The following is a 14,021-nucleotide window of genomic DNA, read 5'->3' as shown; positions in this document are numbered from 1 at the left end:
CATTTTTTTGCCTCAGCGATGCTTCACTCCCACAACCCGCGACGGCGTTAGCCATACCAGCAGCGTGCCCAGTAAAAACAATCCCGAGGCAGCCCACATGGCGACCGGCAGACTGGTGCCATCGACAATGCGGCCGCCCACCATGGCGCCAAAGCCAATGGACAAATTAAAGGTGAAGGCCATCAGTGCGGTAGCCGCTTCGGTGTTGGGCGCCGTCCGCAAAATCCAGGTTTGAATGCTCACCGAGACGCTGCCGAATACCGCACCCCATACCATGAGCAGCATCACACCACTGCTTGGCTGCACACCCAGCACCGGGAAGCTGGCCACGACAAGGAGCAGCAGACTGGGAATCGCCAGCACCGCTCGGTAAGGATGGCGCCCGGCGAACATGCCTGCCGCTATGTTGCCGAGGATGCCTGCCGCCCCGTATAGCAGCAGTAGGCTGCCTACGTGGCGCTGGGCAATACCGCTGATGTCCTGTAGGACGGGACTGATAAAGGTATAGGCCGCAAAGTGCCCCACCACCACCAAGCCGGTGGTCAGCACGGCCACCCTGACCCCACGGTTCTGGAACTGTTGCGCCAGTATCCTCAGACGAACCGGCTCGCTGGGTGGCAATGGCGGCAGCCAATACCACAGCGCCATCGCTGTTAACAGGCTTAACCCGCCCAGCGCCCCAAAGGCAACCCGCCAGCTACTGAACTCGCCCAACAGGGTTCCTAGCGGGACCCCAAGGACCGACGCCGCCGCGACACCACCAAAGATCACCGTCATCGCTTTGGAAACCTGGGCCTCGGGCACCAGACGCGGGGCAATACTCCCTGCCACCGCCCAGAAACCGCCAATACTGAGCCCTACCAGCACCCGAGAGGCCAATAGCAATACGAAGCTGCTGGCCATTGACGTCAGCAGGCTACCGACCACCATAACGCCCATCAGTGATGTCAACATGATACGGCGATCAAGACGCCCCACCGCGACCGGCAGAAGCGGCGCTGAAAAGGCCGCCACGACCCCAGGCACTGTCACCATCAAGCCAGCCATGCCCGGGGTAACGTCCATAGAAAACGCCACCTGCGGCAGCAGACCAATCGGTAACTGCTCGGCAGTCACCAACAGGAAAATCCCCATCATGACGGCGACCACTGCCCACCAACGCGGCGCCATTTGCTGTTCCATCGCATGCTCCTTTCCTAAGCCCCCAAACACTACCGCCCCCGCAACGAGACGCTGCGAGGGCGGTGATGTCGACGCTGCCGCTGGATTAATCAGCGATTTCCGCGTCGTCGGCTTCGAAGGCCGCCTTCTCTTCTTCGGTGATCTCCTTGATCGAGAGCTTCACCCGGTTGCGGTTATCAATATCGAGGACTTTAACGAGCACATCGTCGCCTTCGTTCAGGAAATCGCGGACGTTGTTAACCCGCTCCTGAACAATTTGCGAAATATGCACGAGACCATCGGTACCTGGCATGATATTCACGAAAGCCCCGAAGTCGGCGATACGTACCACTTTACCCATGTACAGCTTGCCGATTTCCGCTTCTGCCGTAATGGCCAACACGGTATCAATGGCTTTTTTCGCGGCGGCTTTATCTTCCGCGTAGATACGCACGGTGCCGTCATCGTCCAGATCAACCGATGCGCCGGTATCTTCGCAGATCTTGCGGATCGTGGCGCCGCCCTTGCCGATCACATCGCGGATCTTGTCCGGCGCGATTTTGATCGTCGCCATGGATGGAGCATTCTCAGACACTTCGGCACGGCTCTGGGCGATCACGGCATTCATCTGCTCAAGAATACCCAGGCGTGCTTTCAAAGCCTGCTGCAGGGCCGTTTCCATGATCTCTTCGTTGATACCTTCGATCTTGATGTCCATCTGCAGGGCGGTCACGCCCTCTTCAGAACCAGCCACCTTGAAGTCCATATCACCAAGATGATCTTCGTCACCCAGGATATCGGTCAATACCGCAAAACCGTCTTCGTCTTTCACCAGACCCATGGCAATACCGGCCACCGGCGCCTTGAGCGGTACACCGGCGTCCATCAGGGCCAGCGACGAGCCGCAGACTGAGGCCATCGAGCTTGAGCCGTTGGACTCGGTAATTTCCGACACCACACGAATGGTATAGGGAAACGCATCTTCAGCCGGCAGCATGGCCTGTACACCCCGGCGAGCGAGGCGACCATGGCCGATTTCACGGCGCTTCGGTCCACCGAAAAAGCCCGCTTCACCGACGCTGTAGGGAGGGAAATTATAGTGCAGCATAAAGCGGTCTTTACGCTCGCCTTCCAACGACTCAATGAGCTGCGAATCGCGCAGTGTGCCCAGGGTCGCAATGGCTATCGCCTGGGTCTCACCACGCGTAAACACAGCGGAACCATGGGTCTTGGGCAGCGTACCGACCTCGATGTCCAACGGACGTACCGTGGTATTGTCACGGCCGTCAATACGCGGCTCGCCCTTGACAACACGAGAGCGTACGACACGCTTTTCAAGACCCGCGAAGGCGCCTTTGACGTCGTCCTTGCTGAACTTGCCTTCTGTCTCTTCGCCTTCGGCAGCAGCAAGCTGGTCGACTGCTTCGTCTTTCAAGGCCGAAAGGGCATCCTGACGCGCCATTTTATCGGTAATTCGATAGGCCTCGCCGACCTTGGCTTCGAAGGCGTCGGCCATGGCCGCTTTCAGCGCCATGTTCTCTTCGGGCGGCTGCCAATCCCAGCGCGGCTTACCGGCCTCTGCAACCAGTTCATTGATCGCACTGATAGCAACCTGCATTTCCTGATGACCGAACAGCACGGCACCCAGCATTTCGTCTTCAAGCAGCTCTTTGGCTTCAGACTCGACCATCAGCACGGCTTTTTCAGTACCGGCGACGACCATATCCAGTTCCGAGCTGGCAAGCTCTTCAACGGTGGGATTCAGGAAGTAGCCCTGCTCTTCGTTAAAGCCGACCCGGGCACAGCCAATCGGGCCGCTAAACGGCACACCTGAAATCGACAGCGCCGCTGAGGTACCGATCATTGCCGCGATATCCGGATCGTGATTGCGATCGGTGGAGAGAACGGTACAGATCACCTGCACTTCGTTCATGAACCCCTTGGGGAACAGCGGACGGATAGGGCGGTCGATCAAACGCGAGGTGAGCGTCTCTTTTTCGGTGGGACGACCTTCGCGTTTGAAAAAGCCGCCAGGAATCTTGCCTACCGCGTAGGTTTTCTCCTGGTAATGAACCGAAAGAGGGAAGAAGGGCTGGTTGGGATTTGCTTCTTTCTTTGCCACTACCGTACACAGCACCACGGTGTCATCCATGGTGACCATAACGGCGCCGGTGGCCTGACGAGCAATGCGCCCAGTTTCTAGCGTGACGGTGCTACGACCGTATTGGAACGTTTTTTTTACCGGATTCACGGCGACTTCCTTTAACATTAATAGCTACTTGTCTTTTCGTTTGGGTCGTTTGGACTCGCCACCATTCTAGGCGTTGCCGCGCAATAGGGCTACCACAAACAAGAAAACGGGCAGCCCCTGAGGAGCTGCCCGTTTCTCGACCTTCGCCAACAATAACTTAGCGGCGGATGCCCAAGCTCTGAATCAGAGACTGATAGCGCTCGAAATCTTTACGCTTCAGGTAATCCAGCAGCTTACGACGCTGGTTTACCATGCGGATCAGACCACGACGCGAGTGGTGATCCTGCTTGTTGGTTTTGAAGTGATCCTGCAGGCCGTTGATGTTGGCGCTCAGCAGTGCAACCTGCACTTCAGGTGATCCGGTGTCGTTCTCGCCGCGGCCGTATTCGTTGACGATTTCGGCCTTCTTTTCAGCGGTTAATGCCATCTGTCTCTCCAGTAAGCAATATGCCTAACAATGAATGGGTGAGACCACGCATATTTGCAGTCTCAATCTACTACTCTAGGTCTACAATTTTCGCGCAAATCGCCGCATTGATGCAACGCTTTACGAGATAGCGACCGTACTTAACAGCCGCTTGGGTGCCACTTCCTGGCCCTCTTTTACAACGCCAAGGCCAATGAACGCCTCCGCGTAATAAAGTCTTGCCAGCGCCTCGGGTGGCAGTGATTTACCAGACACCACATTGGCCGACTGGCCGTGAGCCAAGCGCCCATAAGCCGGTTCGTCCAATGTAAGCGACGGCAAATGATCTACCAGCACGTCAACCGGCATCAGCTCGGCTTCGCGGGCCGCTTGATCGGCTAACGCCTCAAGCGCTTCCAGCGTCCACATGGCATCGCCGTTGAAAGGGCCGGTCTTGAGCCTTCTCAGCTGACTGATGTGGCCGCCACAGCCCAGTGCCTTGCCAATGTCTTCAGCCAGGGTACGGATGTAGGTCCCTTTGCTGCAGCTGACTTCCAGTTCGAAGGCCGTGCCTTCAAATGACAGCAGGCGGGCATCATACACGCTTACCCGCCGCGCTGCACGCTCAACCTGCTTCCCTTCGCGGGCCAGCTCGTAGAGTTTTTTACCTTCGTGCTTCAGCGCCGAGTACATCGGCGGCACCTGGTCGATCTCACCGCGAAAGCCGGATAATACCGACTCAATATCGTCGACCGTCAGGCTTGGCACATCATGTTGCTCAATGACCGCGCCTTCTGCATCCCCCGTGTCGGTTATCGTCCCCAGTTCTACCCGGGTGCGATACACCTTGTCGGCTTCCAGCAGGTGCGATGAAAACTTGGTGGCCTCACCCAGGCAGATGGGCAGCAAGCCGGTGGCCATCGGATCCAGCGTGCCGGTGTGGCCCGCTTTTTGTGCCTCGAAAAGACGACGCACCCGCTGCAAGGCATGGTTGCTGGAAAGCCCTTTCGGTTTATCCAGCAGAACAATACCATTCACCGGCAACCCCCGGTGGCGACGCGCCATTAACGCGTCTCCCCGCCTGGCTCATCCGCGCCTTCATCATCCTGTTCCTGACGGGCACGGTCGGTTGAAACCGCTTCGTCAATCAGCGACGACAGCTGTTGGCCACGCACCACGCTTTCATCGAAATGAAAGCGCAATTCGGGAACGTGGCGCAGTTTAATGCGCTTGGCAATCTGGCTTCTCAAGAAACCTGCCGCCCGTTTCAGCACCTTCAGGTTTTCCTTGATACGCTCGGGATCCTGCTCACCCAACAGGGTGACGTAGATATCAGCATAACCCAGGTCGCGGCTCACGGTGACACCGCTGACCGTGACCATGCCGAGGCGTGGGTCTTTCACTTCGCGCTGGATCAGCACCGCCAGCTCCTTCTGGAGCTGGTCGGCTACCCGGTCGGTACGCTTGAATTCGCGCATGCTTGCTCCTCAGCCCTACAGGCTGCGCTCGACCTTCACTTGGTCAAAGACTTCGATCTTGTCGCCGACCTGAACATCGTTGTAGTTCTTCACGCCGATGCCACACTCGACGCCGCTACGTACTTCCTGAACGTCGTCCTTATAGCGGCGCAGCGATTCGAGCTCGCCTTCGTAGATCACCACGTCATCACGCAGCACGCGAATCTTCTTGTTCCGGTGCACGGTGCCTTCAACCACCATACAGCCGGCGATCGCGCCGATCTTCGGCGCGCGGAAGACATCACGTACTTCGGCAATACCGACGATTTCTTCTTTCCACTCCGGCGCAAGCATACCGCTCATCGCCTGCTTGACCTCGTCGATCAGCTGGTAGATGACGCTGTAATAGCGCAGATCCAGGCCTTCACGTTCGATGATTTCGCGGGCGGCAGCATCGGCACGCACGTTAAAACCGACCACGATGGCTTCGGAGGCGAGCGCCAGGTTGGCATCGGTACCGGTGATACCGCCCACACCCGAGGACACAACCGCCACTTCGACTTCGTCGGTGGAGAGCTCTTCCAACGCGCCCTTGATGGCTTCCAGCGAGCCCTGGACGTCGACTTTCAAGACGATGTTGACCTTGGCCACTTCGTCCTGGCCCATCTGGCTGAACATGTTCTCCAGTTTGGCCTTTTGCTGACGCGCCAGGCGTACTTCGCGGTACTTGCCTTGACGGAAGTTGGCCACTTCGCGGGCTTTCTTCTCGTCGGCCACCACCATGAAGTCGTCACCGGCGTCCGGCGTACCGTCCAGGCCCTGGATCTCGACCGGCATGGCCGGGCCCACCTCGTCCACTTGCTTGGCAAGTTCGTTGGTTAGCGCCCGCACGCGACCGTAGTGCAGCCCGGCCAGGACGATATCGCCTTTCTTGAGCGTACCGTTCTGAACCAGCACGGTCGCCACGGGGCCACGGCCTTTATCCAGGCGCGACTCAACCACGACACCTTTACCCGGTGCTTCAGGCACGGCTTTAAGCTCGAGCACTTCAGAGACCAACTGGATCGCTTCCAGCAGCTCCTCAATGCCATCACCGCTCTTGGCAGACACGTGGACGAACTGGGTATCGCCGCCCCACTCTTCCGAGATCACGCCGTGCTGCGATAGCTCGTTACGAATGCGGTCGAAGTCAGCACCCTCTTTGTCGATCTTGTTGACCGCCACTACCATCGGCACACCCGCCGCTTTGGAGTGCTCGATCGCCTCAACCGTCTGGGGCATCACACCGTCATCCGCCGCCACGACCAGAATGACAACGTCGGTCGCCTGGGCGCCGCGGGCACGCATGGCGGTGAACGCCGCGTGGCCTGGCGTATCCAGGAAGGTAACGCCGCCATGTTCGTCTTCCACATGGTAGGCACCGATATGCTGGGTAATACCACCCGCTTCGCCGGTCGCCACCTTGGCCTTACGGATATAATCGAGAAGCGACGTCTTACCATGGTCAACGTGGCCCATCACGGTCACGACCGGGGAACGGGTGATCTCGTCGCCTTCATAGGAGATGCCTTCGAGCATTTCCGTTTCCAGCGCGTCGTCCTTCACCAGCTTGACCTTGTGACCCATCTCCTCGACGACGATGGCCGCCGTATCCTGATCGATGGTCTGGTTGATGGTGACCGCCGCGCCCATGTTGAACATCGCCTTGATGACTTCATTGGCCTTGATCGACATCTTGTCGGCCAGATCCGCCACGCTGATGGACTCGGGGATCGAGACCTCGCGCACGATCGGCTGGGTCGGCTTCTGGAAGCCATGCTTGCCGTTACCACCGCTTGAACTACCACCACGACGACCGCCGCGGCGTTCGGCACGCTTGGCTTTCTTGCCACCAGCGCCGCGCTTGCGCTCTTCACGATCACCGCGATCTTCCTCGTCATCACGACGGCCTTTCTTCTTGGCCGCTGATTTCTTGGGCGGTGCTGTGCGGCGATCGGTGCGGCCTTCTTTCGGCGGTGCCGGCGGCATTTCTTCAGGTGCCGGGGTATCGTCGATCTGCAGCTCAGGAACTTGAGCGTCAGATGCTTTCTGTGCCTCGACCTGAGCTGCTTGTTCGGCTTCTTTACGCGCCGCTTCTTCAGCCGCCTTGGCTTTTTCTGCAGCGGCTTTTTCTTCCGCTTCACGCGCCTCGCGTGCCTTGCTTTCAGCCTCAGCTTCCGCCATGTCACCGACTAACTGACGCGGGCCAGCATGCTTGGGCTCAGGCGCTTTCGGCTTATTCTCTTCTTCAGAGCGCTTGACGTACGTCTTCTTCTTGCGCACCTGAACTTCAATCGTTTTGCCGCGCTCGCCTGTCTTGATACGGCTGCGGGTTTTGCGCGTCAGTGTAATACGGCTCTTGCCGCTATCACTTTCATCGCCATCGCCGCCGTGACTTTTCTTCAGAAAGTTAAGCAAGGTGCGCTTATCTTCTTCTGATACGGCATCGGTTTCCGAGGCGTGCTGCAAACCCGCTTCTTTCATCTGTTCTAGCAGGCGAGGCACATCGCGGCCTACCTTTACTGCAAAATCTTTAACTGTCATATCTGACATATTGACCCTCCTCAGCCCGTGACCTGTTTACTGTGTGTTTGAATCCGACGCGTCATCGTCTTCAAACCAGGGCGCACGGGCAGTCATGATCAGTGCCGCTGCGCGCGCTTCGTCCAACTCCTCGATATCGACCAGATCGTCAACAGACTGCTCGGCGAGATCTTCCATGGTAACAATGCCGCGGCTGGCAAAAATGAAGGCCAGATGGCGCTCCATGCCGTCCATCGCCAGCAGATCGTCTGCCGGCTGGGCACCGTCTAACGCTTCTTCCGAGGCAATGGCCATCGTCAGCAGCTCGTCTTTCGCTCGTGCACGCAGCTCTTCAACCAGATCCTCGTCGAATTCTTCGATTTCAAGCATCTCTTCAAGCGGCACATAGGCGACTTCTTCAAGGGTTGTGAACCCTTCTTCCACTAACAGGCGGGCAACATCTTCATCGACCTGGAGATGGCTGACGAAAGAATCTACCAGACTATCAATTTCCTGGTCGCGCTTGGCTTCCGCTTCATCTTCGGTCATGACGTTAATGCGCCATCCGGTCAGATCAGAAGCCAGACGCACATTCTGGCCGCTTCGGCCTATGGCCTGGGCCAGGTTGTCCTGGGCAACGGCAACGTCCATCGCATGGGCATCTTCGTCAACAAGGATAGACGCCACGTCGGCGGGTGCCATGGCATTAATCACCAACTGTGCTGGATTGTCATCCCATAGCACGATATCGACACGTTCGTTTTGTAGCTCGGTCGATACTGCTTGAACGCGAGAGCCACGCATGCCGACACAGGCACCGACTGGGTCAATACGACGGTCATTGGTCTTCACGGCAATCTTGGCGCGTGAACCGGGATCCCTTGCCGCCCCTTTGATCTCGATTAGCTGCTCGGCGATTTCCGGCACTTCAATCTTGAACAGCTCGATAATCAACTCGGGGCAGGTGCGCGATAGCTGTAGCTGGGCACCGCGGGCGTCTGGATCCACCTTGACCAGCAGCGCGCGCACACGCTCGTTCATGCGGTAGCGCTCACCGTGGATCATTTCGTTGCGCGGCAGAAACGCTTCTGCATTGTCGCCCAGGTCAATGATCAAGCCGTCGCGCGTGGTCTTTTTGACAATACCGGCGACCAACTCCCCTTCACGGTCGGTGTATTGACGTACGACCTCGGCACGCTCGGCTTCGCGCACTTTTTGCACGATGACTTGCTTGGCCGTTTGTGCAGCAATACGACCAAACACGGCGTTTTCGATTTTCTGCTCGACGACATCGCCCAGCTTCAGCGGCGGATCGCGCTGTTCAGCGATGGTCTGCTTAATTTCGTAGTCTGGCGTTTCGAATTCGTCGTCCTCGACCACCGTCCAGTAGCGAAACGTCTCGTAATCCCCCGTACGGCGGTCAATGTGCACCCGCACGCTGGCTTCTTCATTGTCAAAACGCTTGCGTGACGCGCTCGCAAGAGCAGATTCCACCGCTTCAAAAATAACGTCGCGGGGAACACCTTTTTCGTTAGAGATCGCGTCAACGACCATTAATATTTCTTTACTCATGCGTTTGCCTCGCCAGAAAACCTGTCCTTATGTGCATCGTGCCAGCTGCCTGCCGGCCACCACGCCACCTGGTTAATCGTCAAACTGCGGTACAATGTGCGCAGAATCAATGCCTTCTATGGGAAAACAATACTCTTCGCCATCCATCTGCAGCAGTATTTCGTCGCCCTCGACACCTGCCAGCAATCCTTGGAACTTGCGACGCCCGTCAAAAGGGGCGCGCAGTTTTAATGCGACATGATGACCTTGAAAACGGGAAAAATGATCCAGGGTATACAGCGGGCGTGCCATGCCCGGCGAAGACACTTCGAGCCGATACTCCCCCGGAATAGGATCTTCGACGTCTAATATCGCACTGACTTGACGACTGATATCGGCGCAGTCTTCAACATTGACGCCGCTTTCGCGTTCGATATAAATCACCAACCGCGAATGCTTACCCTGCGAAAGATGGTCGATGCCCCATAGTTCAAAGCCCATGGCAGCAACAACAGGTTCTATCAGCGCGTGCAGCGCCGCATGTTTTGTGGCCACAGACATTGCTCCTATAGCCGTTGCATCAGGCACCTGGCCAGGAGACATATGAAAAGCTAGGTGGCTGATTGGCGTTACCCGGAAATGTGCCTCCGGCAAGCCGATGGGCATCCGCCCTTGAGACACGCTTGTTAACGAAAAGCTGCTAACAAAAAGCCCCTTCACAGGAAGGGGCTTTTTGAAAGAAACCTGTTACACCAACATGACGGTAAGCATTGGGAAAGCCCTTAACGATGGCGCCGCCTCTTATGACATGAAACGCTCGCACATGTTTGCTTATCGCCAGAAAGTGGTAGCGGGGACCGGATTTGAACCGATGACCTTCGGGTTATGAGCCCGACGAGCTACCAGACTGCTCCACCCCGCATCAATCTAGGTCGCAGATAATAGACGCTCAAGCTTATTTCGTCAAGCTGTCTTTTACCCTTACACGCTCCAACCAAGTAGCGTTTATTACGTCTGGGGAGCTGGAGAACCAGCGCAACAGATGGTGCCGAAGGCGGGACTTGAACCCGCACGACCGTAAGGTCACTACCCCCTCAAGATAGCGTGTCTACCAATTCCACCACTTCGGCATCAGGGGAGGCTCAAGGAAGCAACATCAATCAGTTACTCGCTGCTTTCCTCTAGCACTGGCGCGGCATTATCCGCACTTTCGTCACCTTCGTCAAGCATTGGTGCACTTTGCTGTTGCTCGATCAGGTTGGCATCAGGAATACCTGCTTCCGGTGCCTGCCCTGCCTGAGTGGCAAAGTAAGCCAGCGCCATCGATGTGACGAAAAAGCCTGCGGCAAGGATGGCCGTGAAACGAGACAGAAAATTACCGCTGCCGCGTGAACCAAATACCGTTTGCGACGCACCGCCACCAAAGGCGGCACCTGCTTCGGCACCTTTACCCTGCTGAAGCAGGATGAGCACAACCAGGGCGATCGCAATCACCACGTGGACCATTAGAATTGCAACTTGCATGGCGTTATCCTGCTGACTGACAAATGGCGTAAAATTCGTCGGTTTTGAGCGAAGCACCGCCCACCAAACCGCCGTCGATGTCCGGCTGAGCAAGCAGCTCAGCCGCATTGCTTGCATTCATGCTGCCGCCGTACAACAGCTTGAGCTGTTCGGCAAGCACCGCGTCGAAGGACGCCTGGTAAGACCGAATACCGGCCATTACCTCTTGAGCTTGTTCAGGCGTTGCTGTTCGTCCTGTGCCAATCGCCCAAACCGGCTCATAGGCGATGACCACCTCAGAACGCTGAGCGGGCTCCAGGCGAGACATTACGTACCCGACCTGGCGCAGCACGACATCCATGGTGCGATCCGCATCGCGCTCTTCCAGGGTTTCCCCGACACAGAGAATCGGGGTAAGTCCTGACGCCAGGGCTGCCATCAGACGATCAAATACCTGCTCGTCATTTTCCTGATAAAGCTGACGCCGCTCTGAATGGCCAGCCAGTACGTAGGCGACATCAAACTCCTGAAGCATACTGCCACTGACTTCGCCGGTATGAGCGCCTGAGGACTGAGGATTGAGCGTCTGCGCACCCAGTTTTAGCGACGTCTTTTTGAAGGCCTGCCGCGCCATCTCCAGATAAGGAAAAGGCGGAATAACGACCACATCAACGCCAGCAGGCAATTTGGCGGCCGCAAAAGCATCGCCAAACGCTTTCACCAGAGCCGTCGAACCGTTCATTTTCCAGTTACCGGCAATTAATGGCCTACGCATGGAATCTCCTCACACTCAAGGTGGAGCGAAATGGTATAGGAGCGGACTTGTCAAGACAACCGCTGTTGTCAGCAGAGGCTATTTAAGCAGCGCTTGCACCTGTTCAGCCAAACGATTGGCCAACTTATCGACATCCAGATGCGCGCGCCCCTCCACCATGACACGAATTAACGGCTCAGTGCCCGAGGCCCTGAGCAATACACGACCTTCATCACCCAACTCCTTTTCGAGAGCGGACACTGCCTTCTGAAGCGGCTCCGAGGCCATCACGTCCTTGGCATTTGTCCCTGCAGGCAACCTGACGTTCACCAGCGCCTGCGGGACTTTTTCCAACCCTCTTAACAAGGCGGGGAGCGGTTGCTGCTCACGCATCATCAGCGCCAACACCTGCAACGCTGACACGATGCCGTCTCCGGTGGTCTGGACATGGCTGCACAAGATATGGCCCGACGATTCGCCACCCAACTCCCACTGATTGGCCGCCATACGCTCCATCACGAAACGGTCACCGACCTTGGCGCGCTCAAACGGAATACCCATTTTTTCCAGCGCCATCGCCAGCCCCAAGTTACTCATGAGCGTCCCTACCACACCGCCATCCAGCAAACCACGCTCGTGACGATCCCGGGCAATCAGATAAAGAATATCGTCGCCGTCGACTTCACGACCATCGGAATCGACCAGTAATACACGATCGCCGTCGCCGTCAAAGGCGATCCCCAGGTCGGCGCCTTGCTGGATAACCGCCGCGCGCAACGCTGCCGGGTGCGTCGAGCCCACGTTCTGGTTGATATTCAAACCATCTGGCGTCCCGCCAATGATGCTGACCTCGGCCCCCAGTTCGCGAAACACACTCGGCGCGATGTGATAAGTGGCACCATGAGCGCAGTCGAGCACAATGGTCAAGCCATGCAGGCTGAGGCGATCCGGCAGGGTCGATTTGCAAAACTCGATATAGCGACCGGCCGCATCATCAATCCGCATGGCTTTGCCCAGTTGGGCGGCCCCTGCGGTGGTTAACGGCGCATCCAGCATGGTCTCGATTTGGTCTTCAATAGCGTCCGGGAGTTTCTTACCCTCCGCCGAAAAAAACTTGATGCCGTTATCGTCGAATGGATTGTGGGAGGCTGAAATCACGATCCCGGCATCGGCCCGAAAGGTGCGCGTCAAATAGGCAATACCGGGGGTAGGCATTGGCCCCAGCAGCGCCACATCGGCGCCCGCTGCAGACAGCCCCGATTCAAGCGCAGACTCGAACATGTAACCAGAGATACGGGTATCCTTGCCGATCAACACCCGGGTGCGACCTTTCTCCCGGCGTAAGACCTGCCCCGCGGCCCAGCCCAGCTTGAGCATAAAATCGGCGGTAATGGGTGACTGACCGACCGTTCCGCGAATACCGTCCGTGCCAAAATAGCGTCTTGTCATGCGTTATTCTCCTTCTTGGTAGCGGCCTCACAGCCTTCCTGACACACAGCCCACGCCATATTGATGGCGTCGACCGTCGGCCCCACATCATGGACGCGAACGATACTCGCCCCGCGTTCAACCGCCATGGCCGCCAACGCAAGCCCGCCTGGCAGCCGTTCGTCTATGGGTCGACCCAACACTTTACCGATCATGCTCTTGCGTGACATGCCGACGAGCACCGGCAGACCTAATGATCGAAGGGCATCCATGCGATTCAGCAAGCGCAAATTGTGCTCAACCGTCTTGCCAAAGCCAAACCCCGGATCCACGAGCAGACGATGACGGCGCAGCCCTGCGGCTTCGCACTCGGCAACTCGGGCCGCCAGATAGTCGACCACCACTTCTTCGATGGGTTGAGTATAGGCAGGTGCCTGCTGCATATCCTGCGGCTCACCCTGACGGTGCATCAAGCACACCGGCAATCCGCTGCCCGTGGCGGCTGCCAAGGCCCCATCCCGCTCAAGTGCCCGCACGTCATTGATCATGCCGGCCCCCAGCGTGCTCGCCTCGTGCATCACGGCAGGGCAACTGGTGTCCACCGAAACAAGCGCATCCAGCTCGCGTACCAGTGCTTCCACGACCGGCGCAACACGATCAAGCTCCTGCTGCTCGCCGACGGGGGAGGCACCAGGGCGAGTCGATTCACCCCCCACATCAATCATGGCGGCGCCTTCCGCCAGCATTTGCTCGGCGCGGCGTAACGCATCGTCCAATGCCACGTGCTGGCCACCGTCAGAGAACGAATCCGGCGTGACGTTCAAAACGCCCATGACGCGAGGAAAGGAAAGGTCAAGTAAATGCCGGCCACAACGCAATTGCGCTGAAAGCTGCGCCTGCGGAGCCGACGGGGTGGGACGTGCCGTAGAAGTCATGCTGTCGCCTGGT

The 14,021-nt window shown here is 57.6% G+C and carries 12 protein-coding genes and 2 tRNA genes; all 14 read right to left on the bottom strand.

Translation table 11 applies throughout. The features are described 5' to 3' along the window. Positions 1-12 precede the first annotated feature (12 nt). The 14 genes from B7L15_RS17315 to folP all read right to left on the bottom strand — a co-directional run bounded on the left by B7L15_RS17315 (position 13) and on the right by folP (position 14,008). On the bottom strand, positions 13-1,182 hold the full coding sequence (locus B7L15_RS17315; protein ID WP_085920164.1) for an MFS transporter: 1,170 nt from the start codon (positions 1,180-1,182) through the stop codon (positions 13-15). An 85-nt stretch (positions 1,183-1,267) separates the two neighbouring features. Further along, positions 1,268-3,430, bottom strand: a complete 2,163-nt coding sequence (gene pnp, locus B7L15_RS17310; protein ID WP_085920163.1) for a polyribonucleotide nucleotidyltransferase — start codon at positions 3,428-3,430, stop codon at positions 1,268-1,270. A gap of 139 nt (positions 3,431-3,569) precedes the next feature. After that, positions 3,570-3,839, bottom strand: coding sequence for a 30S ribosomal protein S15 (rpsO, locus tag B7L15_RS17305; RefSeq protein WP_066316110.1), 270 nt, complete (start codon positions 3,837-3,839; stop codon positions 3,570-3,572). Positions 3,840-3,959: 120 nt separating this feature from the next. Beyond that, positions 3,960-4,883 carry a tRNA pseudouridine(55) synthase TruB gene (gene truB, locus B7L15_RS17300; RefSeq protein WP_085920162.1) on the bottom strand — a complete coding sequence of 308 codons (924 nt, stop codon included), beginning with the start codon at positions 4,881-4,883 and terminating at the stop codon, positions 3,960-3,962. After that, positions 4,883-5,296: a 30S ribosome-binding factor RbfA gene (gene rbfA / locus B7L15_RS17295; protein ID WP_085920161.1), complete on the bottom strand. Its 414-nt coding sequence runs from the start codon at positions 5,294-5,296 to the stop codon at positions 4,883-4,885. The genes truB and rbfA overlap by 1 nt, the downstream gene beginning before the upstream one ends. A gap of 15 nt (positions 5,297-5,311) precedes the next feature. Then, positions 5,312-7,867, bottom strand: coding sequence for a translation initiation factor IF-2 (infB, locus tag B7L15_RS17290; RefSeq protein WP_085920160.1), 2,556 nt, complete (start codon positions 7,865-7,867; stop codon positions 5,312-5,314). A gap of 27 nt (positions 7,868-7,894) precedes the next feature. After that, complete coding sequence (gene nusA / locus B7L15_RS17285) at positions 7,895-9,409, bottom strand: transcription termination factor NusA (protein WP_085920159.1); 1,515 nt, start codon at positions 9,407-9,409, stop codon at positions 7,895-7,897. 72 nt (positions 9,410-9,481) lie between these two features. Continuing rightward, a complete protein-coding gene (gene rimP, locus B7L15_RS17280; RefSeq protein WP_085920182.1) occupies positions 9,482-9,943 on the bottom strand; it encodes a ribosome maturation factor RimP in 462 nt (153 codons plus the stop codon). Positions 9,944-10,233: 290 nt separating this feature from the next. Further along, positions 10,234-10,310, bottom strand: a tRNA-Met gene (locus B7L15_RS17275). Positions 10,311-10,431: 121 nt separating this feature from the next. After that, positions 10,432-10,518 (bottom strand) — tRNA-Leu (locus B7L15_RS17270). A gap of 34 nt (positions 10,519-10,552) precedes the next feature. Next, on the bottom strand, positions 10,553-10,912 hold the full coding sequence (gene secG / locus B7L15_RS17265) for a preprotein translocase subunit SecG (protein WP_066316119.1): 360 nt from the start codon (positions 10,910-10,912) through the stop codon (positions 10,553-10,555). Between the two features lie 4 nt (positions 10,913-10,916). After that, complete coding sequence (gene tpiA / locus B7L15_RS17260; RefSeq protein WP_085920158.1) at positions 10,917-11,666, bottom strand: triose-phosphate isomerase; 750 nt, start codon at positions 11,664-11,666, stop codon at positions 10,917-10,919. A gap of 78 nt (positions 11,667-11,744) precedes the next feature. Next, on the bottom strand, positions 11,745-13,094 hold the full coding sequence (gene glmM, locus B7L15_RS17255; protein WP_085920157.1) for a phosphoglucosamine mutase: 1,350 nt from the start codon (positions 13,092-13,094) through the stop codon (positions 11,745-11,747). Further along, a complete protein-coding gene (folP, locus tag B7L15_RS17250) occupies positions 13,091-14,008 on the bottom strand; it encodes a dihydropteroate synthase (RefSeq protein WP_085920181.1) in 918 nt (305 codons plus the stop codon). Before folP ends, glmM begins: the two co-directional genes overlap by 4 nt. Positions 14,009-14,021: the final 13 nt, after the last annotated feature.

Source organism: Halomonas sp. CSM-2, from assembly GCF_002119345.1.
GTDB classification, from domain to species: domain Bacteria; phylum Pseudomonadota; class Gammaproteobacteria; order Pseudomonadales; family Halomonadaceae; genus Vreelandella; species Vreelandella janggokensis.
Note: the sequence above shows the minus strand (reverse complement) of the source record. Positions and strands in the feature narration are given on the sequence as shown.